Source organism: Nitrospirillum pindoramense, from assembly GCF_007827955.1.
Lineage (GTDB): Bacteria > Pseudomonadota > Alphaproteobacteria > Azospirillales > Azospirillaceae > Nitrospirillum > Nitrospirillum amazonense_B.
In genome coordinates this window covers 156,052-182,063 of the sequence record NZ_VITR01000013.1, presented here as the reverse complement: position 1 = coordinate 182,063, position 26,012 = coordinate 156,052, and the positions used below count along the sequence as shown (strand labels likewise).

19 protein-coding genes, 1 tRNA gene and 1 riboswitch are annotated in these 26,012 nt (G+C 68.4%); of the genes, 9 read left to right on the top strand and 11 right to left on the bottom strand.

All coding sequences use genetic code 11. From position 1 onward, the window contains the following. Nucleotides 1-65: 65 nt before the first annotated feature. Together argJ and FBZ90_RS20920 are read right to left on the bottom strand one after the other, a co-directional pair. Entirely contained in the window at nucleotides 66-1,298 is a 1,233-nt protein-coding gene (gene argJ / locus FBZ90_RS20925; protein ID WP_145734916.1) for a bifunctional glutamate N-acetyltransferase/amino-acid acetyltransferase ArgJ, read from the bottom strand. A 264-nt stretch (nucleotides 1,299-1,562) separates the two neighbouring features. Further along, complete coding sequence (locus FBZ90_RS20920) at nucleotides 1,563-2,510, bottom strand: peptidylprolyl isomerase (RefSeq protein WP_246130603.1); 948 nt, start codon at nucleotides 2,508-2,510, stop codon at nucleotides 1,563-1,565. 495 nt (nucleotides 2,511-3,005) lie between these two features. On the opposite strand from FBZ90_RS20920, the gene secA reads away from it, so the two are divergent. The 3 genes from secA to FBZ90_RS20905 are packed head-to-tail and all read left to right on the top strand — an operon-like array spanning nucleotide 3,006 to nucleotide 6,609. Beyond that, nucleotides 3,006-5,765: a preprotein translocase subunit SecA gene (secA, locus tag FBZ90_RS20915; RefSeq protein ID WP_145734915.1), complete on the top strand. Its 2,760-nt coding sequence runs from the start codon at nucleotides 3,006-3,008 to the stop codon at nucleotides 5,763-5,765. Nucleotides 5,766-5,815: 50 nt separating this feature from the next. Next, entirely contained in the window at nucleotides 5,816-6,076 is a 261-nt protein-coding gene (locus FBZ90_RS20910; protein WP_145734914.1) for a hypothetical protein, read from the top strand. Then, nucleotides 6,073-6,609 carry a hypothetical protein gene (locus FBZ90_RS20905; protein ID WP_145734913.1) on the top strand — a complete coding sequence of 179 codons (537 nt, stop codon included), beginning with the start codon at nucleotides 6,073-6,075 and terminating at the stop codon, nucleotides 6,607-6,609. The genes FBZ90_RS20910 and FBZ90_RS20905 overlap by 4 nt, the downstream gene beginning before the upstream one ends. 33 nt (nucleotides 6,610-6,642) lie before the next feature. Here FBZ90_RS20905 and greB read toward each other — a convergent pair whose 3' ends face one another. Together greB and FBZ90_RS20895 are read right to left on the bottom strand one after the other, a co-directional pair. Continuing rightward, nucleotides 6,643-7,182 carry a transcription elongation factor GreB gene (greB, locus tag FBZ90_RS20900; RefSeq protein ID WP_145734912.1) on the bottom strand — a complete coding sequence of 180 codons (540 nt, stop codon included), beginning with the start codon at nucleotides 7,180-7,182 and terminating at the stop codon, nucleotides 6,643-6,645. Between the two features lie 135 nt (nucleotides 7,183-7,317). Continuing rightward, nucleotides 7,318-9,444 (bottom strand): methyl-accepting chemotaxis protein, encoded by a 2,127-nt coding sequence (locus tag FBZ90_RS20895; RefSeq protein WP_145734911.1) that lies wholly within the window; start codon nucleotides 9,442-9,444, stop codon nucleotides 7,318-7,320. Between the two features lie 797 nt (nucleotides 9,445-10,241). On the opposite strand from FBZ90_RS20895, the gene FBZ90_RS20890 reads away from it, so the two are divergent. The 4 genes from FBZ90_RS20890 to polA all read left to right on the top strand — a co-directional run bounded on the left by FBZ90_RS20890 (nucleotide 10,242) and on the right by polA (nucleotide 17,041). Beyond that, entirely contained in the window at nucleotides 10,242-13,049 is a 2,808-nt protein-coding gene (locus tag FBZ90_RS20890) for a M1 family metallopeptidase (protein ID WP_145734910.1), read from the top strand. A gap of 261 nt (nucleotides 13,050-13,310) precedes the next feature. Then, a complete protein-coding gene (locus FBZ90_RS20885) occupies nucleotides 13,311-13,667 on the top strand; it encodes a hypothetical protein (RefSeq protein ID WP_145734909.1) in 357 nt (118 codons plus the stop codon). A gap of 90 nt (nucleotides 13,668-13,757) precedes the next feature. Beyond that, nucleotides 13,758-13,834 (top strand) — tRNA-Arg (locus tag FBZ90_RS20880). 180 nt (nucleotides 13,835-14,014) lie between these two features. Beyond that, complete coding sequence (gene polA / locus FBZ90_RS20875; RefSeq protein ID WP_211102224.1) at nucleotides 14,015-17,041, top strand: DNA polymerase I; 3,027 nt, start codon at nucleotides 14,015-14,017, stop codon at nucleotides 17,039-17,041. A 150-nt stretch (nucleotides 17,042-17,191) separates the two neighbouring features. Here polA and FBZ90_RS20870 read toward each other — a convergent pair whose 3' ends face one another. The 4 genes from FBZ90_RS20870 to thiO are packed head-to-tail and all read right to left on the bottom strand — an operon-like array spanning nucleotide 17,192 to nucleotide 19,891. Further along, on the bottom strand, nucleotides 17,192-17,779 hold the full coding sequence (locus FBZ90_RS20870) for a thiamine phosphate synthase (protein WP_145734907.1): 588 nt from the start codon (nucleotides 17,777-17,779) through the stop codon (nucleotides 17,192-17,194). 2 nt (nucleotides 17,780-17,781) lie between these two features. Beyond that, entirely contained in the window at nucleotides 17,782-18,555 is a 774-nt protein-coding gene (gene thiG, locus FBZ90_RS20865) for a thiazole synthase (protein WP_186455962.1), read from the bottom strand. Further along, nucleotides 18,548-18,751: a sulfur carrier protein ThiS gene (thiS, locus tag FBZ90_RS20860; RefSeq protein WP_145734906.1), complete on the bottom strand. Its 204-nt coding sequence runs from the start codon at nucleotides 18,749-18,751 to the stop codon at nucleotides 18,548-18,550. The genes thiG and thiS overlap by 8 nt, the downstream gene beginning before the upstream one ends. 15 nt (nucleotides 18,752-18,766) lie before the next feature. Continuing rightward, complete coding sequence (gene thiO, locus FBZ90_RS20855) at nucleotides 18,767-19,891, bottom strand: glycine oxidase ThiO (RefSeq protein ID WP_338121749.1); 1,125 nt, start codon at nucleotides 19,889-19,891, stop codon at nucleotides 18,767-18,769. Nucleotides 19,892-19,942: 51 nt separating this feature from the next. Beyond that, nucleotides 19,943-20,052: riboswitch (TPP riboswitch) on the bottom strand. A 200-nt stretch (nucleotides 20,053-20,252) separates the two neighbouring features. Here thiO and motA point away from each other — a divergent pair. Beyond that, nucleotides 20,253-21,113, top strand: a complete 861-nt coding sequence (gene motA, locus FBZ90_RS20850; protein WP_145734905.1) for a flagellar motor stator protein MotA — start codon at nucleotides 20,253-20,255, stop codon at nucleotides 21,111-21,113. 352 nt (nucleotides 21,114-21,465) lie between these two features. After that, entirely contained in the window at nucleotides 21,466-22,068 is a 603-nt protein-coding gene (locus FBZ90_RS20845; RefSeq protein WP_145734904.1) for a DJ-1/PfpI family protein, read from the top strand. 68 nt (nucleotides 22,069-22,136) lie between these two features. Here FBZ90_RS20845 and FBZ90_RS20840 read toward each other — a convergent pair whose 3' ends face one another. The 3 genes from FBZ90_RS20840 to FBZ90_RS20830 form a co-directional block, all read right to left on the bottom strand. Next, nucleotides 22,137-22,544, bottom strand: coding sequence for a hypothetical protein (locus tag FBZ90_RS20840; protein ID WP_145734903.1), 408 nt, complete (start codon nucleotides 22,542-22,544; stop codon nucleotides 22,137-22,139). Between the two features lie 34 nt (nucleotides 22,545-22,578). Next, on the bottom strand, nucleotides 22,579-23,649 hold the full coding sequence (locus FBZ90_RS20835) for a COX15/CtaA family protein (RefSeq protein ID WP_246130599.1): 1,071 nt from the start codon (nucleotides 23,647-23,649) through the stop codon (nucleotides 22,579-22,581). A gap of 96 nt (nucleotides 23,650-23,745) precedes the next feature. Then, nucleotides 23,746-25,851 (bottom strand): S9 family peptidase, encoded by a 2,106-nt coding sequence (locus tag FBZ90_RS20830; protein ID WP_145734902.1) that lies wholly within the window; start codon nucleotides 25,849-25,851, stop codon nucleotides 23,746-23,748. Nucleotides 25,852-26,012: the final 161 nt, after the last annotated feature.

The following is a 26,012-nucleotide window of genomic DNA, read 5'->3' as shown; positions in this document are numbered from 1 at the left end:
AGTGGACTGAAAATCGAGGACAAGGCAAGCGGGCGGATGCCCGCGCCCGCCGCCTGAGGGAACACTTAACTCCGGTAACTCCCATTGATGTCGATGTAGCCGTGGGTGAGGTCGCAGGTCCAAACCGTGGCCTTGCCCCGGCCCAGGCCCAAATCGACCTGGACGTCGATCTCCTGCCCCTTCATGTGGGCAGCCACCGGCGCCTCGTCATAGCCCGGGACCTCCATCCCGTTGGCGCAGATCTGCACGCCGCCGATGCTGATGACCAGCTTGTCCCGGTCGGCCTTTTCCCCGGCGCGGCCCACGGCGGCGACGATGCGGCCCCAGTTGGCGTCCTCACCGGCCACGGCGGTCTTCACCAGCGGCGAATTGGCGACGGTCAGCGCGATGCGCTTGGCCGCCTGGTTGCTGGTGGCGCCAGTCACGGTCAGGGTCACGAACTTGGTGGCGCCCTCGCCGTCGCGCACGATCTGCTGGGCCAGGTCCAGGCAGACGGCGTCCAGCGCCTTGGCGAAGGGGCGCAGGCGGGCGTCGTTGACATCGGTGATGGGGGCGTTGCCGGCCTGGCCCGTGGCGACCAGGATCACCGTGTCGCTGGTGGAGGTGTCGCCGTCCACCGTCACGCAGTTGAAGCTGCGGTCAGTCGAGCGCGACAGCAGCTTCTGCAGCACCGGGGCGGCGATGGCCGCGTCGGTGAACAGGAAGCCCAGCATGGTCGCCATGTCGGGGGCGATCATGCCGCTGCCCTTGGCGAAGCCGTTCAGGGTCACGGTCTTGCCGTCGATGACGCAGGTGGCCACGGCCCCCTTGGGGAAGGTATCGGTGGTCATGATGGCGCGGGCGGCAGCGTCCCAGCTGCCGGCGTCCAGCTTGGCCCAGGCGGCGCCCAGGTGCTGTGCGATCATGTCGGCCGGCAGGGGCTGGCCGATGACGCCGGTGGAGGCGACGAAGACCTCTTCCGGCTTGCAGCCCACCAGCTGGGCGGCGGTGGCCACCGTCTCGGACACCAGCGACTCGCCGGCGGCGCCGGTGAAGGCGTTGGAATTGCCGGAGTTCACCACCAGGGCGCGGGCGCTGCCGCCCGTCAGGCCACGGCGGCACCAATGCACGGGCGCGCTGGCGGTCAGCGAGCGGGTCAGCACACCGGCAACGGTGGTGCCGGGGGCCAGCTCGGCCACCATCAGGTCATCCCGGCCCTTGTAGCGGATGCCGCAGTTGTACGCCGCCAGGCGGACGCCGGCCACGGGGGACAGGGTGGGGAAAGCGTCGGGTGCCAGGGGGGAGACCTTGGAGGCCATGGGGATCGCTCCGTTGAAGGCGAACGGTTCGGACAAGGGGCCGCCCGGAGGAAGCCCGGGCAAACGGCGCAGAAAATAGGCCGAAATCCGTGACGAATAAAATCGAAAACGGACCTGTAATGCTTAAGCGGGACGCGGACAGCAAAAGGGGCGCAAGACCGCCGCTGGCAATGCTTGCGCCCCTATCGCTATCACACCCTGGGACCATAGCATGGGCCCAATACCATGGGCGGAGGGAACCCCGCCCATGGAAACCTGCCCGCCTTACTGCTTGGCGGGGGCGGCCGGCTTAGCGGCGGCCGGCGGCGGGGTCAGGGAGATGGGCTGCTTGCCGGTGATGTCGAAAGCCTCGACCTTGGCACCCTTGCGCAGGTCTTCCACGACCTGGGCGGCCAGATCCTGGGCCTCGGCCTGGGCAACCTGGCCCTTCACCTGCTCGAACGGCGGGGCCTGGCGCTTGCGGCGGTCCTCAACCTTGATCACGTGCCAGCCGAAGTCGGTCTTCACGGGGGTCTTGCTGACCTCGCCCGGCTTCATGGCGAAGGCGGCCTCGGCGAACGGCGCGACCATGTCGCCCTTCGTGAAGTAGCCCAGGTCACCGGCCGAAGCGGCGGAGTTCTTGTCGATCTGCTGCTCGGAAGCCAGCTTGTTGAAGTCGGCGCCGCCCTGGATCTGCTTGATCAGGGCTTCGGCTTCTTCCTTGGTCTTGACCAGGATGTGGCGGGCGCGGACCTCGTCCTCCGCCGGCAGCGCCTTGACCATCTCATCGTACTTCTTCTTCAGCAGCGCCTCGTTCATGCGGGCGTCGACCTGCTTGCGGATGTAGGCCTGCTGCACAAAGCGCTCTTCCGCGCGCTTCATCTCGGCCTTCACGTCCTTGCTGTCCTGCAGCTTCTCCTTGTAACCGGCGTCCGCCAGCAGGCGGGCGGTCACCAGGTTCTCCAGAACGCGGGGGTAAGCCTCGTTCAGGTGAATCTGCTGCTGGGTCTGGGCGGGCAGCTGGCTGTATTCGTTCAGCACTTCCGACCGATGGATTTCCTTGCCGTTGACGCGGGCCACGACGGGATCGTCCACGGCCTGGGCCGGGGCGCCGGCGGCCGGAGCGGCGGCGGGGGCGGCAGCCTTGGCCGGGGTGTCAGCGGCCAGGGCGGTGCCGGCCAGGGACCCGAAAGCCGCGGTCAGCAGCGCGGCACGCAACATCTTCACATACATGGAGCTGAATTCCTCGAGGACTGGGGCTGCATCAAAAAACGGCGCGACGGCAGGGACCAGGGACGGCCACGCCGTAGCACTGCCGGGCCCTTCTTCGGCTGTCGCGCCATAAAACACGGGGCCGCCCCCCATCGCAAGGTGGGACAGCGCCCCAACCCCACCTTGCACGTGTCCTGATGCCGCACCCGGCGCCCCCGTCGACGGTTTCCCGATACCGCGCGCGAGGGCACCGGCGCGAGCCCCATCAAAGCGGTTGGAAAGCAGGCGGATCATGCTATGGTCCCCACCCGCGCGTGTGGGGGATCTGTCGCGGCAGGCGGGTCTGGTATCGCGATACCGGAAACGGCGGGGCTTCATTGACCGCCGGGGCCTGCCACCTTATCTCAGAAAGCGCGCGCGAGGGGCTGCCGCCCCGCCCGTCGCCAGAGTACCCGGAGGGCCGGGCCGGATGACCCGGACGGTTCTCGTCCCCTATTCGCTTCCTTCGAGGTTTTCATGTTCGGTTCCATCGCCCGCAAACTGTTCGGCAGCGCCAACGAGCGCGTTGTCAAAAGCTTGCGGAAGGACGTCGACGCCATCAACGCGCTGGAGCCGAAGCTGGTATCGCTGTCCGACGACGAGCTGCGCATGCGCACCGACTGGCTGCGCGACCGGCTGGCCAAGGGCGAGACGCTGGACGACATCCTGCCCGACGCCTTCGCCACCGTGCGCGAGGCGGCCAAGCGCGCCATCGGCCAGCGCCATTTCGACGTGCAGCTGATGGGCGGCATGGTCCTGCACCGCGGCCGCATCGCCGAGATGCGTACCGGCGAAGGCAAGACCCTGGTGGCGACCCTGGCGGTGTACCTGAACGCCCTGGAAGGCAAGGGCGTGCATGTCGTCACCGTGAACGACTACCTGGCCAAGCGCGACAGCGGCTGGATGAGCCGCATCTACGGTTTCCTGGGCCTGACCACCGACTGCATCGTCCACGGCCTGGACGATGACGAGCGCCGCCGTGCCTACGCCGCCGACATCACCTACGGCACCAACAACGAGTTCGGCTTCGACTACCTGCGCGACAACATGAAGTTCCGCCTGGACGACATGGTCCAGCGGCCCTTCAACTTCGCCGTGGTGGACGAGGTGGACAGCGTGCTGATCGACGAGGCGCGTACCCCGCTGATCATCTCCGGCCCGTCCACCGACGGCTCTGAACTGTACGCCGCCGTGGACACGGTGATCCTGCGCCTGGCCGACACCGATTATGAAAAGGATGAGAAGGCCAAGTCCGTCAACCTGACGGAGGAGGGCACGGAGAAGGTCGCCCAGATCCTGACGGAGATGGACCTGCTGAAGCAGGGCGACCTGTACGACATCCACAACATCACCCTGGTCCACCATGTGAACCAGGCCCTGCGCGCCCACAAGCTGTTCACCCGCGACGTGGATTACATCGTCAAGGACGACAAGGTCGTCATCATCGACGAGTTCACGGGCCGCATGATGGACGGCCGCCGCTATTCCGAGGGCCTGCATCAGGCGCTGGAGGCCAAGGAGCACGTGACCATCCAGCGCGAGAACCAGACGCTGGCGTCCATCACCTTCCAGAACTATTTCCGCCTGTACCCCAAGCTGGCCGGCATGACCGGCACCGCCATGACCGAGGCGGCGGAGTTCGCGGAGATCTATAACCTGGACGTGGTCGACATGCCGACCAACCTGCCCGTCCAGCGCATCGACTATGATGACGAGGTCTATCGCACCGCGCGCGAGAAGTATGACGCCATCGTCAAGCTGGTGAAGGAGTGCCAGGAGCGGCAGCAGCCCATCCTGGTCGGCACCATCTCCATCGAGAAGTCGGAACTGCTGTCCGACCTGCTGAAGAAGCAGGGCATCCCGCACAACGTGCTGAACGCCCGCTACCATGAGCAGGAAGCCTACATCGTTTCCCAGGCCGGCCGGCCGGGTGGCGTCACCATCGCAACGAACATGGCCGGCCGCGGCACCGACATCAAACTGGGCGGCAACGTCGAGATGCGCATCGAGTACGAGCTGGGCGAGGTGACCGATCCCGCCGAGCGCGAACGGCGCATCCAGCAGATCGAGCAGGAGGTGGCGGCCGCCAAGGAGGTGGCGCTGGCCGCCGGCGGCCTGTACGTCGTGGGCACGGAGCGGCACGAAAGCCGGCGCATCGACAACCAGCTGCGCGGCCGTTCGGGCCGCCAGGGTGACCCCGGCGCCTCGAAGTTCTTCCTGTCGCTGGAAGATGACCTCATGCGCATCTTCGGGTCGCAGCGCATGGACACCATGCTGCAGCGCCTGGGCCTGCAGGAGGGTGAGGCCATCATCCACAGCTGGATCAACCGCGCCCTGGAAAAGGCCCAGAGCCGGGTGGAAGCGCACAACTTCGAAATCCGCAAGAACCTGCTGAAGTACGACAACGTCATGAACGACCAGCGCAAGGTCGTTTATGAGCAGCGCCGTGAAATCATGGCCGTCGACGACATCAAGGAAACCGTCGAGGACATGCGCCAGGACACCATCAACACCCTGGTGGCCAAGGCGATCCCCGCCAATTCCTATGCCGAGCAGTGGGACATGAACCAGCTGCAGGAGGATGTGGCGCGCATCCTGGCGCTGGACCTGCCGGTGCAGGACTGGGCCAAGGAGGAAGGCATCGGCGAGGTCGAGATCGAGCAGCGCCTGATGAAGGCGGCCGAGGAAGCCTATGCCGCCAAGGAGGCCAGCTACGGGCCGGAAATCATGCGCTCCATCGAGCGCAGCCTGCTGCTGCAGTTGCTGGACCAGTCGTGGAAGGATCACCTGCTGTCGCTGGACCATCTGCGCCAGGGCATCAACCTGCGCGCCTACGGCCAGCGCGACCCGCTGAACGAATACAAGCGCGAGGCGTTCAACCTGTTCGAGGAGCTGCTGGACAGCCTGCGCGAGCAGGTGACCCAGGTGCTGATGCGCGTCCAGCTGCAGGTGGCCCAGCCGGCGCTGGACCCGAACGACTTCCCGCCGCAGGAGATGCAGGAGACCCGCATCGATCCGGCGCTGGCCGCCCCCGGCCAGGGCATCCCGGCGGACGAGCCCCTGCCCCCCGGCATGGCGCGCGCCAGCGCCGGCCTGGCCTATGGCGCGGTGAACATGCCGCAGTCAACCCAGGCGGGCGGCCAGGACCAGGACACCTGGATGAACACCCCCCGGAATTCCCCCTGCCCCTGTGGCAGCGGCCTGAAGTACAAGCATTGCCACGGCCGCGCCCCGTAAGGGGCCGGTCCTGATGATCGCTTTCGCCCTTGCAAGGGAGGCCCACGGCCATGCCGGATGCCGAGGACATGACGCCGGACGACGACAGCCGCCGCCCGGCCCCGCCCGTCAACGAGGACATCGTTGAGCGGTTGCGCCGCCGTGCCGAACGCGCCCGCGACCGTTATCCCGACCATGCTGAGGATCCGGGCACCCTGGTCGGCGGCCTGATCGAGGATTACGAGGCGGCGGCGCAGGAGATCGAGCGGCTGCGCGCCGCCCTGAAAGACATCGCCCGGCGGTCGCTGGCCGCCATGCGGCCGGAATTATGAAACGCGCGGCGGCGGTCCTGCTGGCCCTGAGCCTGGCAGCGTCGCTGCCGATGCCCCCATCGGCCAGCGCGAAAGCGCCGCCGCCCACGCCCCAGGCCATCGTCGAGGCCCTGTACCGGCCCTATCTGGCCGACCCCCACGCCGAAAAAGACATCGCGACCGACTCGGTGGCCAGCATCCACCGGCACGCCACTCCGGCGCTGGCCCGGCTGCTGGACGCGGATCGGGCCTGCCAGGCCCGCACCCAGGGCCTCTGCGCCTTGGACTTCGACCTCATCGTTGACGGCCAGGACTGGAACCTGTCGGGCTTCGGCCTGGAGACGCTGTCTGCGGGCGACACGGCCACGGTGACGGCGCGCTTCACCAACGGCACCCCCCGCGTCCTGGCCTATCATTTCGTGATGTCCGGCGGACGCTGGCGGGTCGATGACCTGGTCATCCTGAAGGACGACGCCGCGGCCAGCGACCAGCCCTGGTCGTTGAAGGACACGCTGGCGCGGGAATACGGGCCGGCGGCCAAGAAACACCGCTGAGGGCCATCGTCCGCCTGGCGCTACCCTGGCCCCTCAGTCCGGGTAGCGGATCTCCAGGATCTCCACCTCTTCCGGGCCCTTGGGCGTGCGCACGGTGACGACGTCGCCCACCCGCGCCTTCATCAGGGCGCGCGCCACGGGCGATACCCAGCTGATGCGGTGACGGTCCATGTCCACCTCGTCGCGGCCGACGATGGTGACGGTCATGCGGGTGTCGTCCTCATCGGCGTAGGTGACCGTGGCGCCGAAGAAGACCTGGGAGCGGTTCTTCTGCAGCTGCGGGTCCACCACCTCGGCGCTTTCGATGCGCTTGGTCAGGAAGCGGATGCGCCGGTCGATCTCGCGCAGCCGCTTCTTGCCGTAGAGGTAATCGCCATTCTCCGACCGGTCGCCGTTGCCGGCGGCCCAGGACACCACCTCCACCACCTTGGGCCGTTCCACCCGCAGCAACTGGTGGCGTTCGTCCCGCATGCGGTTGAAGCCTTCCGGCGTCATGTAGTTCTTGGCGCCCGCCGGCAGGGGCGGCAGGCCGTCGTCATCATCATCGTCGTCAAGATCAGGCGTGGTGTTCATGGGGGGTCACTTCGCTGGTGAGCACCCCGGCCCTGTACCCCACCCTGAGCCCCCCGACAAGGATAGCGACAAGAACAGCGACAAGGTGAAGGGGGCCGGGGTACGGACGCCCGGGCCCGTCACCCGCCCCATCCCTCACATCTCGCGCAGGGCCTTCATGAAGCGCTGCACCGCCTGGTTCAAGCGTCCGGCCTCCTGGGTCAGGCCGCCCGCCGTGTCCAGCACCTCGCCCGCCGTGCTGCCGGCAACGCCGGTGGCATTGGCCAGGGAGGACAAGGTGCGCGACACATGGTCGGTGCCATCGGCGGCCTCCGCCACATTGCGGGCGATCTCGCGCGTGGCCGCGCCCTGTTCCTCCACCGCCGCGGCGATGGCGGCGGCGACCTCGTTCACCTCATGGATGGTGCTGCCGATGCGTTCCATGGCGGCGACGCTGAGGCCGGTGCGTTGCCCGATGTCCTGGACATAGCGGGTGATCTCCTCCGTCGCGCGGGCGGTTTGGCCGGCCAGTGTCTTCACCTCGCTGGCCACGACGGCGAAGCCCTTGCCCGCCTCGCCGGCGCGGGCCGCCTCGATGGTGGCGTTCAAGGCCAGCAGGTTGGTCTGCCCGGCGATGTCGCTGATCATCTGCACCACCACGCCGATGCGGTCGGACGCCTCGGCCAGGCCGCCGATGGTGGTCCCGGTGGTGGTGACCTCCGCCACCGCGCGGGCGGCGATGGCCTTGGACCGTTCGACCTGGCGCCCCACCTCGTCCACGGAGGCCGCCAGTTCCTGGGCGGCGGCGGCCACCGTCTGGACGTTGGACGACGTCTGGCTGGCGGCGGCCTGCACGTCCTGGGCCTGCATGCTGGCCGTGCCGGTGTTGTCGGTCAGGGCGCGGGCGTCGCCTTCCAGGGTGTGGGCGGCGGCGGTCAGAGCAGTGGCGACGCCATGGACGTCGGTCTCGAACGCAGCGGCCAGCCGAGCCTGACGGGTCACGACCGACCAGGTCATCATAGGACCGACATAGCGGCCGTCGGTATCGCGCACGGCGGCCACGCGCAGCTCCAGCTCCTCGTTACCGCCATTGGCGTTCTTCAGCGTCAGGCGGCCCTGCCACGGCAGACGGGCGGGGTCGCGCACAATGTCGAGCAGCGCGGCGGGATCCTCATGGAACAGGCCGATGCCGGCCCCCACCGGGGTGCCGCCAGCCAGCGGCCGTGGCAGGGGGGCGCCCAAGGTCCGCAGGGTGGTGAGGCTGGCGGTGTTGGCGTAGGTGATGCGGAAGCCCTGGTCGGCGTCGGCCAGCAACACGTTCAGCGGCATGTCGTCCACCATCTGCTTCAGGCGGAACACGTCGGCCACCACGCCGCGCAGGGCGTGCGCCGCGCGCAGCATGCGGCCGATCTCATCCTGGCTCTGGGCCCGGCGCTGGGTGGCGCCCATGTCCACGGTGGTGTCGTTGGCGGCCAGGCGTTCCAGCACACGGGCGACCAGCAGGGCCGGACGGCCGACCCAACGGCTGGCCAGCCACCAGGCGACCAGGCCCAGGACCGCCGCGATGGTGACGCTGGCAACCAGGATGCTGGTCTTCAGGCGGTCCACAGCCTCGGCGAAGATGCGCTTCTGGATGCCGGTGTAGAGCACGCCGACGGTGTGGCCGTTGGCGTCCTTGATGGGGTCATAGGCGGTGTAGAAGGGCACGCCCAGGATGTCGGCCTCGCCACGATAGGCCTCACCCCGGCCGACGACGGTGTCGAACACGGCGTTATGGGCCAGCGCCGTGCCAACGGCCCGGCCACCCTCGGGCTTCATGACGTTGGTGGCGACGCGCACCATCTCGCCATTGCGCGCGGCGAAGATGGTGGCGGTGCCGCCCACCAGACGCTTGACCGTGTCGACGGCGGCGTTGTTGTCCTCCAGCGCCGCGTCACCGGCGTAAAGGTGCCCGTCCTTCAGGCTGTAGCCCTTGCCGTAGCCCTCCAGCACATGCCAGGCCACCTGCATGTTGGCGTTCTGCCGGTCCTTGGCCAGTTCCATGGTGAAGCCCGCCAGCAACACCTGGCTGATGCCCAGGCTGACCACCGTCAGCAGCGTGACGGCGCCGACGATCAACAGCGCGATGCGGGCCGCCACGGACACTTCGAACCGGCGGCGCGGGGCGGCGGCCTTGCCCGGGACGTTGCCAGCGGCGCTGCCAGGGGCGCGGGTGGACGTGGATGCGGAAATGGACAGGGTGCCGGCGGCCGCCTGGGCCGTCGAGGACTGGGCTTGGAACATGGCGATACTTCCCAAATGCGGCGCGCCCACGGGGGCGCCAAGGGCGCACACGGGCGATAACGACAGCGAAAACGTGATGCAGGCGAAAAAGCCTCGAGCGGCCCGCGCACCGCGGAGCTGTCGTTTGGCAGGCCCTGTTAAATATAGGCCGACCCTTAGTTAGTCCATAGTTAACACCATGCGAATTTTGAAGACTAGCCCATCACCAACGGCGCCATAACCCTGTTCATTATACCCACTTCCGTTTAACGGTCTTATCCAACGCCTCGGCGATTGGTTAATTTTTACGCATTTCTGCAGCGTAGCTACAGCTAACCATTCCGAATTACGGCACCTATACTTGATAAATTTCGCCCAATATCGATTCGGTTACCAAATGAAAACCCCTCATTCCTGCGAAGAGCCAAAGATGACGTTGACTCGTCCTCTTGCGGGGGCGATTAAAATCACGCTGGCGGGGCTCAACCAACGCCTGTAAACGCTCGCCATCGGACGGCGAAAACCTGACACGCCCTGCGTTCATCTGCCGCAGCCCATCGAGAAATGGACACAACCGTTTTTAATTAAGCGTTTTTACTAAATCGGTGGGGACAGCGCTTTCCCTGCCGTCCGGGATTGACGCGCTGACGAGGGGCGACGCGTCCGCTCTGGCTTCAGTGCCCGCCCCCTTCGCCTCGGCATATAGCGTCCGACATGGAAGTCCTGAATTGAACTGTAGGGTGGACGCGGGCACACTCACCACCAAAGCGTATGGCGCCCCGGGTGGCGGCACGCAATACAAGCGTAGGAGCGGCTATATGCCCCTGGCCTCGACTGGTTTTACCTTGGGTGATTTCAAGGATTTTCTTAAAACTGTTCTGGCAACGACTGCGGCCTTATGCCTCAGCCCCACGGTTTCTTTAGCGGCCAATGGCCGCCTGCCGGGAAATATATCACCCCTGCATTATGACCTGACCGTCATTCCGGCCATCGAGACATCGACCTTCGCCGGCGAGGTGCATATCGACATCGACGTGGCCACCGCCACCCCCACGGTGGTGCTGAATACGGAAAGCCTGACCCTGGACCGGGTGACCATCGACGGCGCCCCCGCCACCGGCGTCACCCAGGACAAGGACAGCCAGACGGCCACGCTGACCGCGGCGTCGCCCCTGGCGCCCGGCCACCACACGGTGGACATCGCCTATCGCGGCGTGATCGAGAAGACGGCGCGCGGCCTGTTCCAGCTGGATTACGCCAGCGGGGACGCGCCAGCCGGGGCGCCGGGGGCCGGCGCCGCGACGGCCCATATGCTGTCCACCCAGTTCGAGGCGGGTGACGCCCGCCGCTTCCTGCCCTGCTGGGACGAGCCGTCGGCCAAGGCCACGTTCAGCCTGTCCATCATGGCGCCCCAGGGCCAGATGGCCGTGTCCAACATGCCGGTGAAGGCGGACGAGGCCATGGCCGACGGCCGCCACCTGGTGCACTTCCAGCAGACGCCGCGCATGTCCAGCTATCTGCTGTTCGTGGGCGTGGGCGACCTGGAGCGGGCCACGGCCAAGGCGGGCGATGTGGAGATCGGCGCGGTGGTGCGGCGCGGGTCGGTGGACAAGGCGCGCTTCGCCCTGGAAACCGCCGCCGCCATCCTGGCCCGCTACAACGACTATTTCGGCACGCCCTATCCCCTGCCCAAGCTGGACTTCGTCGCCATCCCCGGCGCCGGCGGCTTCGGCGCCATGGAGAACTGGGGCGCCATCATGTCGTTCGAGAAGGACATGCTGCTGGACCCGGCGCTGGCCACGGAGGCGGCACGCCAGCGGGTGTTCCAGGTGGTGGCCCACGAAATGGCGCACCAATGGTTCGGCGACCTGGTGACCATGGCCTGGTGGGACGATCTTTGGCTGAACGAGGGCTTCGCCTCCTGGATGGAGACCAAGGCCATGCAGGCCCTGCACCCCGACTGGTCGCCCTGGCTGGTGGCCATGCCGGCCATGGAAAGCGCCAAGCGCCTGGATGCCCGCGCCTCCACCCACCCGGTGGTGCAGCCCATCAACTCCGTGGCGGAGGCGGACGAGGCCTTCGACGACATCACCTATGACAAGGGCCAGGCCGTCATCCGCATGGTGGAGGCGACGGTGGGCGAAACGGTGTTCCGGGACGGCGTGCGCCGCTACATGAAGCGCAACGCCTATGGCAACGCCACCACCCGCGACCTGTGGAAGGCGGTGGAGGAGGCGGGCGGCAAGGATGTGCTGCGCATCGCCACCGACTTCATCACCAAGCCGGGCATCCCCCTGGTGTCGGTCAGCGCCACCTGCGGCGCCAGCGGGCCGGCCCCCAAGGCGCATCCGGCGCACAAGGGGCGGAAGGGCGCGCCGGAGCCGGCCCCCGCCCCGTCCGGCGGCACCACGCAGGTGAGCCTGCGCCAGTCCCGGTTCGCCACCGAGCCGGTGACCATCCCCGACCAGTACCACCTGAGCGACCGGCTGTGGGCCATCCCCGTGCCCCTGGCCACGGTGGGGGACGGCGCCCCGGCGCATACCCTGCTGACGGCCCTGACGGGCAAGGCCGCCGTGCCCGGCTGCGGCCCCCTGCTGGCCAACGCCGGCCAGACCGGCTATTTCCGCGTCGCCTACACCGAACCGGCGTTCAAGGCCCTGGTCGACCATGTCGACCGGCTGGCGCCCATCGACCAGTTGGGCCTGATGTATGACAGCGCCGCCCTGGGCGAAGCGGGGCAGATGGCCATGAGCGACAGCCTGGCGCTGATCCGCGCCCTGCCGGTCAACGCCGACCCCGCCGTGTGGCAACAGGCCGCCGACTACCTGCGCGACGTCGATGACTTCTACGCCGGCGGTTCCAGCACGGGGGGCACGGGCGCGGGGGGCATCAGCCCGGCGCAGGCGGCGTTCCGAGCCTTCGCCCGCGGCGTGCTGGCTCCGGCGCTGTCGGCCATCGGCTGGGACCCGCAGCCGGGCCAGGGCGACAAGGTGGGGCTGGAGCGCACGGCCCTGATCAGCGCCCTGGGCAGCTTCGACGACCCCAACACCCTGACGGAGGCGCGGCACCGATTGGCCTCGGACGGGACGGACCCCACGGCCCTGCCCCCGGCCATCCGCCTGGCGGTGATCACCACCGTGGCCCAGCATGCCGACGCCGCCACCTTCGACCGGCTGCACGCCCTGGCGTCCTCCACCACCGACCCACTGGCCCGCCGTCAGCTGTACGGCGCGCTGGGCGCGGTGCGCGACCCGGTGCTGGCGCAGAAGGTGCTGGACCTCAGCCTGACGCCCGAGGCCGGCACCACCCTGGCGCCGCAGCTGATCCTGGCCGTGGCCGACGCCAACCCGGACCTGGCCTGGCGCTTCATCACCAGCCATGTCGACGCGGTGGAGGCGTCGCTGGACCAGATGCAGCGCTATGAGTTCTTCGCCGGCGTGGCGCGCCGGTCCGCCGACCCCGCCCGCATCGATGAGCTGAACGCCTATGCCGAGGCCCATGTGCCGGTCAGCGGTCGCCAGGGCATCGCCAAGGCGGTGGGGGCGATCGCCTACCGCGCCAAGGTGGCGCGGGAGCGCCTGCCCCAGGTGGACGCCTGGCTGGCCACGCTGCCCACGACACGTTGACGGGGCCACGCACTGACTGCCCCGAAGCCGCCCCGCCCCTTCCGGGCCGGGGCGGCGCCACCCTGACCCAACGCACTTATGGCGCGGGTCCCGCGACGGGCGTAAGCTTTGCTTATGGACCGGAAGAAAAGGGACCGGACCGACAGTAAGAACCATCACCAAACGCCATGCTGAGGGGCCCGCGCGCCCCGGACGCCCAGCAGGACGCCCGTCGCCAAGGCCCCCGGATGAAGCCAATCAACGGGGAAGGAGACGCGCACCATGTCCGTCCTGCATGTCCATTTCGGCGGCGCTTCCGGCAATGCCACGCACCACCGCCAACCCGCCTGCACCTGGCTGCTGATCGGCAGCGCGCTGGCCTTCGCGGCCATCCTGGCGGCCTGGCTGACGGACATGGTCAGCGTCTTCCCCATCGGCCTGCTGGTCGGCACCGGCGTGCTGTGCCTGGCCTCCTGTATCGAGCGGGTGGCCTACAAGCCGATCAGCGGCATGCCCGGCCCCGGCTGGCACGACACCGGCGAACGCCTCACCGACCCCGCCACCGGCGCCCCCGTGGCCGTCTATCACAACGCCGCGCGCATGGAGCGCCGCTATGTCCGCCTGGACCGGGAACCATAAGCCTCCCGGCGCCATAAGGGTTTGCATTGCCCGAAACTTGCCTGTATGGTGCGCGCCGCGCCACCGGAAACCCGGCGTGCCGCCCGGCATGGACCCGTAGCTCAGCTGGATAGAGCGCTGCCCTCCGAAGGCAGAGGTCGTACGTTCGAATCGTATCGGGTCCGCCACCTTTCCTGACATCATCGACACGATCAAAAGCGCAGTGCCGTCGCCGACACGCGTCGCCGCGTTATGCTTGGGCTCGCCACCCTCGACAGCCCAGCCCGAAATCGGCCATGGTGCGGGCCCGGGGCGCCCGCGTTTGACGGGCCCGCCCCACCCCGACCGTTATGCCGAAGATGCCCGCCATGGCCGATACCCCCGCCGCGCCCGCTGCTGACGTGCCCGCCGCCGCCGCGACCGACTCCATCCCCGTTGCGCCGGACGCGCCCACGCCCGTGACCGGCGTCCCGGCCGTGCCGGGCACGGCGCAGGACACGCTGTACCTGGTGGATGGCTCGGGCTTCATCTTCCGCGCCTATCACGCCCTGCCGCCGCTGAACCGGCCGGACGGCACGCCGGTGAACGCGGTGCTGGGCTTCACCAACATGCTGATGAAGCTGCTGGCCGACGTGAAGGTGCATTCCGTCGCCGTCATCTTCGACAGCAAGCGGGAAAATTTCCGCAACGCCATCTATCCGGACTACAAGGCCCACCGGCCGCCGCCGCCGGAAGATCTAATCCCGCAGTTCGATCTGATCCGCCAGGCGGTGGACGCCTTCAACCTGCCCTGCCTGCACCTGGAGGGGTATGAGGCCGACGACCTGATCGCCACCTACGCCCGCCTGGCGCGGGAGGCGGGGCGCGACTGCGTCATCGTCTCGTCCGACAAGGACCTGATGCAGCTGATCACCGACGGCGTCGGCCTGCTGGACCCGATGAAGAACAAGAGCATCGGCCGGAACGAGGTGCTGGAGAAGTTCGGCGTGGCGCCGGAACTGGTGGTGGACGTGCAGTCCCTGGCCGGCGACAGCGTCGACAACGTGCCGGGCGTGCCCGGCATCGGCATCAAGACCGCCGCCCAGCTGATCACCGAGTATGGCGGGCTGGACGCCCTGCTGGAACGGGCGCATGAGATCAAGCAGCCCAAGCGGCGCGAGGCCCTGACCGTGCATGCGGAAATGGCCCGCATCTCCCGCCAGCTGGTGAAGCTGGAGGCCCATGTGCCGGTGCCCGAGCCGCTGGAGAACCTGACGGCGCGCAAGCCCGACCCCGAGCGCCTGATCGGCTGGCTGCGGGAGCAGGGCTTCCGCTCCGCCATCCAGAAGGTCGAGAACGACATCCTGAAGGCCAGTGGGGGCAATGGTGGCGGCACTGCGGGGGCCACCGGCGCCCCGGCCCTGACGCTGACGGCCACTGGCGGCGGGGCGGAGCAGCGCACCGACGCCGTGCGCGCCGCCTACAACAGCCGCTTCTACAACACCGAGGCCACCCCCATCGGGGAGCCCAAGATCCCCGCGCCCACCGAGATCGCGTACGAGCTGGTGCAGGACGCCGCCGTGCTGAAGCGCTGGATCGAGGAGGCGACGCTGGCCGGCACGGTGGCCATCGACACCGAGACCGACGGCCTGTATCCCGACCGCGCCAAGCTGGTCGGCTTCTCCCTGTCCCACACGCCGGGCCGCGCCTGTTACGTGCCCCTGGCCCACGTCAACCCGGACGCCCCGAACCCACAGGCCGGCGGCTTCGATTTCGGCGAGGCCCCGCCCCCGCCGCCGCAAATCCCGTTGGAGGAAGCCCGCGCCCTGCTGGCGCCGCTGCTGGCCGACCCGTCGGTGCTGAAGGTGGGCCATAACCTGAAGTTCGACATCCGGGTGCTGGCCCGCCATGGCTTCGCCCCCGGCCCGGCCACCATCGCCCCCGTGGACGACACCATGCTGCTCTCCTACGCCCTGGGCGCCGGCGCCCACGGCCACGGCATGGATGAGCTGGCGCAGCGCCACCTGGGCCACACCTGCATCAGCTTCGATGAGGTGACGGGCACCGGCAAGAACCGCATCACCTTCGACCGGGTGCCGCTGGACCGCGCCTGCGCCTACGCGGCGGAGGACGCCGACATCACCCTGCGCCTGCACCAGGTGCTGAAGGCCGACGTGCTGCGCCACCACCTGATGACGGTGTACGAGACGCTGGACCGCCCGCTGACGCCCGTGGTGGCGACCATGGAGCAGGCCGGCATCCTGGTGGACCGGACCATGCTGGCCGAGCTGTCGCGTGATTTCGCCGGCCGCCTGGCGGCGCTGGAACAGGAAATCCACACCCTGGTGGGCCATCCCTTCAACGTCGCCAGCCCCAAGCAGTTGGGCGAGGTGCTGTTCGATGAGATGGGCCTGCCCGGCGGCAAGAAGGGCAAGACCGGCGCCTATTCCACCGACAGCAGTGTGCTGGAACCCCTGGCCGAACAGGGCGTGGAGGTGGCGCAGAAGGTGCTGGACCACCGCCAGCTGGCCAAGCTGAAGTCCACCTACACCGACGCCCTGCAGCAGGAGATCAACCCCGACACGGGCCGGGTCCACACCAGCTTCGCCCTGGCGGCCACCGCCACCGGGCGCCTCAGCTCCACCGACCCCAACCTGCAGAACATCCCCATCCGCACGGAGGAGGGACGCAAGATCCGCCGCGCCTTCGTGGCGCCGGAGGGCCATGTCCTGCTGTCCGTGGACTACAGCCAGATCGAGCTGCGCCTGGTGGCGGAGATCGCTGGCGTGCCCGCCCTTAAGCAGGCCTTCACCGACGGTATCGACATTCACGCCATGACGGCGAGCCAAGTGTTCGGCGTGCCCCTGGACCAGATGACCAGCGAAATCCGCCGCAAAGCCAAGGCCATCAACTTCGGCATCATCTACGGCATCTCCGGCTTCGGCCTGGGGCGGCAGCTGGGCATCGGCGCGGGGGAGGCCGGGGCCTTCATCAAGCAGTATTTCGAGCGCTTCCCCGAACTGGCCGGCTATTTCGAGAAGACCAAGGCCGAGGCCAAGGAAAAGGGCTATGTCACCACCCTGTTCGGCCGCCAGTGCTGGATCCAGGGCATCAAGGAAAGCAACGCCGCCCGCCGCGCCTTCGCCGAGCGCCAGGCCATCAACGCCCCCATCCAGGGGACGGCCGCCGACATCATCCGCCGCGCCATGGCCCGCATCCCGGCCGCGATGGCCAACGCCGGGCTGACCGGCCGCATGCTGCTGCAGGTGCACGACGAACTGTTGTTCGAGGTGCCGGTGGCGGAGGTCGACGCCACCATCCCCGTGGTGCGCCAGGTGATGGAAGGGGCTGCATCCTTGAGCGTACCCCTGGTGGCCGAGGCCGGGACGGGGCGGAGCTGGGGCGAGGCGCACTGATCTGTTTCGTGCGCCTCAGGCGCCGGCAGGCGCATCCGCGCCTTTGGCTGTCCTCGATTTCCAGTCCGCTGCCGCTCCCCGCAAACCTCCGGCGGCCGCAGTCGCGGCCTAGGGATTAAAGAAGGCCTGCGGAAAGCCCAAGGGCAGCGATCAGCTACCCCACGCCGCCAGCAGATCCCGCACCACGGCGCCGGGATCGCTGGCGCGCATGACGGTGCCCATAACGGCCAGGCCGGCGGCCCCGGCCGCCCTGGCCTGCGCCGCGTTGGCGGGGCTGATGCCGCCCAGGGCCAGGGCGCCGGGCAGGCGGGACAGGGCCTGGAGTCCCAGCGCCGGGCCATAGCCGGGCTTGGACGCGGTCTCGAAAATGGGGCTGAGGGTGGCGTAGTCGGCGCCACCCAGGCCCTCGCCCGGATGATGGCGCGAAATGCCCACCAGCGCTTGCGGCCCCAGTCGGGCGCGGGCCGCCGCCACATCGCCGCCGGCTCCCAGATGCACGCCATCGCACAGCGCCGCCGCCACCAAGTCGCCATGCACCGTCAGCCGGGCGCCATGATGGCGGGCGATGGGAAGCAACTGGCGCACCAGATCCAGCCGGTCCTGGGCGGGCAGATCCTTCTCCCGTACGCTGGCCCAGCGGCAACCGGCGGCGAACACCCGGTCCAGCATCTGGGGCAGCGGCAGGGTGGCCTGGCGCCGGTCGGTGATGACCAGCAGCGGGGGAAACGGTACCCCCACCCCTACCCCCCGATCAGCCCCAGCTCGGGGCTGGAGGCTTCGGCGCGGGTGCGCTTCGGGATGCGGCCGGCGAGGCGGGCCAGGCGGCCGGCGGCCACGGCGTGGCCCATGGCGGCGGCCATGCGCACCGGGTCGGTGCTCTTGGACACGGCGGTGTTCAGCAGCACGGCGTCACAGCCCAGCTCCATGGCCAGGGCGGCGTCCGACGCCGTGCCCACGCCGGCATCCAGGATGACCGGCACCGTGCTGCGGGCGCAGATCATTTCGATGTTGTAAGGATTGAGGATGCCCAGGCCCGTGCCGATGGGGGCGCCCAGCGGCATGACGGCGGCGCAACCGACATCGGCCAGGCGGCGGCAGACGATGGGGTCGTCGGTGCAATAGGGCAGGACGGTGAAACCGTCATCCACCAGTTGGGCGGCAGCCGTCACCAACTGCTCCACATCCGGGTACAGCGTCTCACGGTCCCCGATCAGTTCCAGCTTGATCCAGCTGGTGTCCAGCGCCTCACGCGCCAGCTGGGCGGTCAGCACGGCGTCCTTCACCGTGGCGCAGCCGGCGGTGTTGGGCAGCAGCCAGGCCTTGTCCCGCACCAGGTCCAGGATGCCCTCGGCCCCGCCCTCCATATCCACCCGGCGGATGGAGACGGTGACCACTTGCGCGCCCGAGGCGGCCAGGCTGTCCAGGAACACCTGCTGGTTGGGATAACCCGCCGTGCCCAGGAACAGGCGGGAGGTGAACGCCTTGCCGGCGATGCGGAGCAGGTCTTCAGCCACCTTGCAGCACCTTCACGATTTCAATGGCGTCGCCGTCGGCGACGGCGCGCTCGGCCCAGCGGGCCCGCGGCACGACGGTGCCGTTGATGGCCACGGCGATGCCTCGAGCCTCGAGCGCCAACCCCGCCTCGCCCAGCAGGGCCGGCAGGTCCAGACCCTCCGCATGGTCGCGGGTCTTGCCGTTCACGGTGATCATGCGCGTGTTTCCCTATTACTTACGGAACCGCCCAATGCCAAAGGGCTCCAGCAGCGGGTCCACCCGGCCGGTCAGGACATGGTCCGCAACCAGGTCGGCGGTGCCGGGGGTCAACAGGATGCCGTTGCGGTGGTGGCCGGTGGCCATGACCAGGCCGGCCACGCCGGGCACGGGCCCCAGGATGGGGGCGTCGTCGCGGCTGCCGGGGCGGTGGCCCACCCACATCTCCTCGATGGGCAGCTCCTCCACCCCCGGCAGGGCCCGCCACGCGGCCTCCAGCAGCGCCAGGACGCCACCGGCGGTCAGGCTGTCGTCCCAGCCCTTGTCCTCCGTTGTGGCGCCCACGATCAGGCGTCCGTCCAGGCGTGGCACGAGGTAGCATTTGGGCGGCCACACCACATGGCGCAACAGCGGCTGGGCTGGGTCCATGCGCAGGGCCAGCATCTGGCCCTTCACCGGCCGCACCGGCGGAATGGCGCCGTCCGGCAGGCCGGCCAGGAGGCGCGACCAGGCGCCGGCGGCCAGCACGACCACGTCGGCGGCCTTCAGCGCGCCGTCCACCACCACGCCCTCGGCGCGCCCCCCCGTGCTGGCCCCACCTGTGACGGAGAGGGCTTCGACGGCCACCTCCTCATGCAGGCGGGCGCCAGCCTTCAATGCCGCAGCCTTGAGCGCCACGGCCAGCTTGCGATTGTCCACCTGGCCGTCGGCGGCGCCCAGCACGCCGGCGGCGGCACGGGGATTCAGCCACGGCTCCCGCTCCTTCACCTGCGCGCCGCTCAGCCAGGCGACGTTGAGGTCCAGGGAGCGCTGGAATTCATACCCCGCCCGCAGCACCTCCACGTCATCGCGGGTCAGCGCCACCTGCAGGGTGCCCTCGGTGCGCAGATCCACGGGCAGGCCGCTGGCGGCCTCCAACTGGGCGGCGAAGGCGGGCCAGCGCCGCTGGCTGTCCAGGGTCAGGGGCAGCAGCGCCTGCTCCCCCGGTTCCGTCTCCACGGCGGCGGCCAGCATGCCGGCGGCGGCATGGGTGGCGCCCAGGCCGGCGCGGCCCCGGTCATAGACGTCAACGGCGCAGCCGGCGGACGCCAGGCGCCAGGCGATGGACAGGCCGATGCAGCCGGCGCCAATCACGATCACCCGGGGGGCGGCAGTTGGATGGGCAGAAGAATGGCCCGAAGGCGGAAAATGGGTCACGGTCTCGCGATCTCCCTTCGCCGGCATGATCCGGAGCAGGTTCCATGGGTCTGATCTCAGCCGCGGGCCTGACGGGCAGGCGGGCGGCACCCCAGTCGATGGCCGGAACGATGGCGGACCGGACGCCCGAATTCAAGGGTCTTGGTGGCGGGGCCGATCCCAGCCATGGGCGATGGGGTCCTTCTTGACATCCCCCGTCCGGCGGCGCGGTTGCGCCAGCCGCCCTACCCCATCAGAGATTTGACAAGTAGGCCGATTGTCTGGACTCTGCCTATCTTAGGGGTCCATCTACCAAGGTTTGCTCATGTTTGCCGCCATCGGCCTGCTCGGCGTGTTCATCTGCGTGTTCGGGTCGTTCGTGATCTTCGGCGGCAAGATCGGCATCATCATCGAGGCCCTGCCCGGTGAGTTCATGACCATCGGCGGCGCCGCCATCTGCGGCTTCATGGTCGCCAACAGCACGCATGTCATCAAGCAGTCCCTGGGTGCCGTGAAGCGCATCTTCCCGGGCGCGCGGTTCCATAAGAAGGAATACATGGAACTGCTGTCGCTGCTGTATCAAATCCTGAAGACGATGAAGACCAAGGGCGTGCTGGCCATTGAGCAGCACATTGAAAAGCCCATGGAAAGCAACATCTTCAACGCCTATCCGGCGATCATGAAGGACCCGTTCACCGTCAAGTTCATCGCGGATTACCTGCGCATGTTCTCCATCGGCGTGGACAACCCCCATGAGCTGGAGGCGCTGATGGAGCAGGAGATCGAGAAGACCAAGCACGAGGACCTGCACTCCAGCCACGCCTTCCAGACCATGGCCGACGCCATGCCAGCGCTGGGTATCGTCGCCGCCGTGCTGGGCGTCATCAAGACCATGGCGTCCATCACCGAGCCGCCCGAGGTGCTGGGCAAGCTGATCGGCGGCGCCCTGGTGGGCACCTTCATGGGTATTTTCCTGTCCTACTGCATCCTGGCCCCCATCGCCTCGCGCCTGAAAGGCGTGGCGGAGGAGGAGAACCAGTTCTACCACGTCATCCGGGCGGCCATCACGGCCCACTTGGCCGGGTATGCGCCCCAGGTTTCCATCGAGGCGGCGCGAAAAAAAGTCCCCACCGAATACATGCCCGATTTCAATGAGTTGGAAGAGGCGCTGTCAGCCATCAGCTAGGGTGGTATCAGGCGCCTCGGGCGGGCCCCGTTTCTTCTCGGGCGTGGCCGTGCCACGGGCCGGCGGCGCACCCGCAACTCAGCCATGCCGCACCGCAATCCCGAATCGGTCTTAATGCGATTGACCTGAGGCGCGGGAGGGGCCAATTACGGTGCCATGCGAATAGAGCGTCATCCCATCGGCCCGGCATGCATCACGACAGCCGCCCGCGCCTGACGCTTTGCCATGGCCGCCCATTCCTGGGTGGCCATTTTCACGAGGCAGCATCCATCGCGCCTTGCCAACGGCGCCGTCCCCTGGGGAACGGCGACGGGCGGGTGTCGGGCCGCCGAAACAACATAGGAGACGTAATTTGACCGATCAGCCGCTCGCTGGAAAAGCCGTTGCCATTCTCATCGCCAATGGCTTCGAAGAAGTGGAAATGACCGAAGCCCAGCGCGCCCTGCTGCGCGCCGGCGCCGCGCCCAAGATCATCTCGCCGGAGCAGGGCCTGGTGAACGGCTGGCACGGCACCTCGTGGGGCCACTACTTCCCCACCGACAAGCAGATTGGCGAAGTGCTGGCCGCCGACTTCGACCTGCTGGTCCTGCCGGGTGGTGAGCGCAGCGTGGCCAAGCTGGCCGCCAACCCGCACACCCGCCGCATCATCGGCAGCTTCATGGACGCTGGCAAGGGCGTCGCCGCCATCAACCACGGCGTCCAGCTGCTGGCCGTGGCGCAGCGCCTGAAGGGCCGCACGGTGACCGGCAACGAGGCCATCCGCGAGACCGTCGAGGCCGCCGGCGCCACCTGGGTGGCCGAGGAAGGCCAGAACATGAACATCGACCGCCAGCTGCTGACCGCCCGCGGTCCGGAAGAAGTGGTGCCGGAGTTCATCGAGACCATGCTGCGCGTCTTCGCCGACGCCATCGAGTACCGCCGCCAGCTGCAGGCCGAGAAGGCCGCCGCCGCCTAACCAGGGCACCGGCATCGGATTGAAAGGGCGCGAGGCACCGGCTTCGCGCCCTTTTTGTTTGCGCGCCGCTATTCGCCGAATGAGGTGGGGCCCCGTGCTTGCATCCGAGCCCCCTGCACGGCGCAGAAGGCCACCACCATCAGGGCCGGCAGCCCCAGAAACAGTGACATGCCCCAGGCGATGCGGCTGTGCAGCAGCCCGCGCACCGCCAGGAAAATGCCGACATGGGCCACGAAAGCGAGGCAGGCGATCAGGGCCTGCCAGTGGGCGGCCCTATGGCGGCGGACCACCCAGGCCAGCAAAGCCCCGACGGGATAGCCGGACAGAAGATAGTAAGAGGTCACCAGATGCAGGGATAATGGCAGGCCACGGCCCCCCAATCCCCCCATCAACGCCGCCAGGGTTGCTATGATTAAGAGGCACTCCGCCAGCCTTTCGGCAAGGAAAGCGGTCAGGGCGCGGGTAATGGCGGCCACGCTTCCCTCCTGACGGTTGACCCAGGTGCCGGCTTCAGCCCCGCCGGTATTCCATCACCGTCCAGGTGAACAGACCCAGGAGGACCAGGGCGCCCGCCTGGTGGGTGGCGGCGACGTGCACCGGCACGAACAGCAGCAGGGTGGTGATGCCCAGGCTGATCTGCGCCAGCACCATCACGGCCACGGCGATGGCCAGGGCCCGCACCCGGCCCTGCACCCCGGCGCGGAGCGCGCGGAAGGCGTAGGACCACACCACCAGGCCGGTCAGGATGGCCAGCCAGCGGTGGGTGAACTGCACGGCGGCCGTGTTCTCCAGGATGTTCAGCCAGGCGGGGCTGAGGTTCCACATCTCCTCCGGCGCGAAGGTGCCGTTCATCAGCGGCCAGGTGTTATAGGCCATGCCGGCGTCCAGCCCGGCGGTGAAGGCGCCCCACACCATGGTGGTGGCGACCAGGGCCATGGCGATGCCGGCGTGCCGGCGCAAGGCCCCGCGCGCCGGGTGGGCCGCCCCGCTGGCGGCCGGGAACAGCAGCGGCAGGGCGGTGACCAGCATGGCGACGTAGATCAGCACCGCCAGTGACAGGTGGGCCGCCAGGCGGTAGTGGCTGACGTCCGGCCGGTTCACCAGGCCGCTCTTCACCATGTACCAACCCAGGGCCCCCTGCAGCCCGCCCAGCACGAACAGGCCGATCAGGCGCGGCACCAGGCTGCGCGGCACGCGGCGGGTGAAAAGGAAAAGCAGGAAGGGCAGCAGAAAGACGACGCCGATCAGGCGCCCCACCAGGCGGTGGAACCATTCCCAGAAGAAGATGCCCTTGAACTGCGCCAGATCCATGCCGCTGTGCTTCAGCGCGTATTCCGGCGTGGCCTGGTACTTGGCGAATTCCTCCGCCCAGGCGGCGTCCGACAAGGGCGGCAGGGCGCCCGTCACCGGCTTCCATTCCGTGATGGACAGGCCGCTTTCCGTTAGGCGGGTGATGGCGCCGATGACGGCCATGGCGAAGACCATGCCGGCGCAGACCAGCAGCCAGAGGCCGATGGCGCGGTAGGGCACCCGGCGGACGGCGGACCGGACATGGGCGGTGGGGAAAGGCGTGACGGTCACGGCGACAGGTTCCCAGGCGAAGAGGAAGAGGGACTGGGCCGAATTATAGGCCGCCCCCGCCCCCCTTACAAATGCCGGCCGCCGGACGAATTGTCCTTACAGCCCCTTGCCGAAGGCCCGCAGCAGGAAGGCCTGGGTCAACGCCACCTCCTTCAGCTTGTCGAAGCGGCCGGCGGCGCCGGCGTGGCCGGCCCCCATCTCGGTGCGCGACAGCAGGACATGATCGTCGGTCTTGAGGCTGCGCAGCTTGGCCGTCCACTTGGCCGGTTCCCAGTAGGTGACGCGCGGGTCGCTGAGGCCCGCGGTGATCAACAGGTGAGGATAGGCCTTGGCCGCCACGTTGTCATAGGGGCTGTAGGACTTCAGCCGCTCATACACCTCCGGCTCGTTGGGGTTGCCCCACTCGTCATACTCGATGACCGTCAGGGGCAGGCTGTCGTCCAGCATGGTATTGACCACGTCGACGAAGGGCACCTGGGCCACGATGGCGCGGAACAGGCCCTCGGGCGCCATGTTGGCCACAGCCCCCATCAGCAGGCCGCCGGCGCTGCCGCCCTCGGCGGATATGTTGCCGGCCTTGGCGTAGCCTTGCGTCGCCAGGAACTGGGCGGCGTCGATGAAGTCGGTGAAGCTGTTGATCTTGTTTTCCAGCTTGCCGTCCTCGTACCAGCCGCGGCCCAGTTCGTCCCCGCCCCGGATATGGGCGATGGCGAAGGCGAAGCCCCGGTCCAGCAGGCCCAGCCGGTTGGCGGAGAAATAGGGATCGATGCCGTTGCCATAGGCGCCATAGGCGTAGAGGTGCAACACCCCCGACCCATCCTTGGGGAAGTCGCGGCGATGGACGATGGACACGGGGATCAGCGTGCCGTCGCGCGCCGGGGCCAGCAGGCGGGCGCTGACATACTGGTCGGCGTCGTAACCGCTGGGGATTTCCTGGACCTTGCGGATGGCCAGGGTGCGGTCGTTCAGGTCGTAGTCATAGACCGTGGGCGGCGTCACCAGCGACTGATAGCGCAGGCGCAGCAGGCCGCCGTCATAATCGAAATTGGCGCCGGGCCCGACCTCGAACGCCGCGTCGGGGAAGGCGATGTCGTGGGCGCCGCCCTGGCCATCCGCCTGCCTGGGGTCCAGCACGCGCACCAATTGGGCGCCCTCCACCCGGGCATAGACGACCAGCCAGTCGCGGAAGGCCATGTGGCCGGTCAGATAGGTGCGGTCGGCCGGGGCGATGACCTGCACCCAATTGGACTCGGCCGTGTCGGCCAAGGGGGCCTTCACCAGGCGGAAGTTGCGGTGGATGTCGTTGGTGATGATCCAGGCGGTGTCGCCCTGGTCCTCGACATTGTACTCGTGGCCTTGACGGCGGGGCAGGACCAGACGCGGCTCGCCCTCCGGCTGCGCGGCGTCCAACAGCCGCACCTCGGTCGACACGTTGTTGTGGGCGACGATGCGGATGAACCGGCCGGACAGGGTCAGGTCCAGGCTGACCATCCAGGCGGGATCGGCCTCGCCATAGACCAGGACATCTTCGCCGACCGCCGTGCCCAGGCGGTGGCGCCACACCGTCTTGGGCCGCTGGAACTCATCCTGCCGGACATAGAACAGGTGCTGCCCATCCGCCGCCCAGGCGACACCGGGGGAGGCGTCCGCGACGCCTTCCAACACCATGGCGCCGGTGGACAGGTCCTTCACCCGCACGCCATAGCGTTCGGAACCGTCGGTGTCGGCGGTGTAGGCCAGGTAACGGCCGTCGCGTGTCGTCTCGAAATCCGCCACGCGCATGAAGTCGTGTTGCGCCGCCAGGACATTCACGTCCAGCACGACCTCCTCTTCGGAAGTGCCGGCGGCCCAGCGCACGAAAACGGGGTAGTTCTGCCCGGCGGCGAAGCGCGACTGATAGAAATAGCCGTCGCGGCGATAGGGCACGCCGGTGTCGTCCTCCTTGATGCGGGCGCGCAGTTCGGCCGTCAGGGCCGGGCGCAGATCGCCCTCCCCGCCCAGCACCTGCTCGATATAGCCGTTCTCGGCCTCAAGGTAGGACAGGATGTCGGGGTCCTTGACCTCCGGGAAGGCGGGATCGCGCAACCAATCGTAGGGGTCGACCCGGACCTCGCCATGCGCGGTCTTTTCCACCGGCCAAACCCGCGCGACGGGCGGCTTGGCAAAAGCGGACTGGCGGAAGGAAGCGTCGGAAGCGGGCATGGACGATGATACCACTGGTTGAGCGCCAGGAAGGACGCCTGGCGGCCGGAAACAGAAGCCGCAACGATAGGGTCGGCGCCCCGGGGGCGGCAAGCGGGCCCGAACGAGGGGGTGCCATGCCTAGCACAAGGTCGCCCCGGGGGAACCATCGGTGGGGAAGC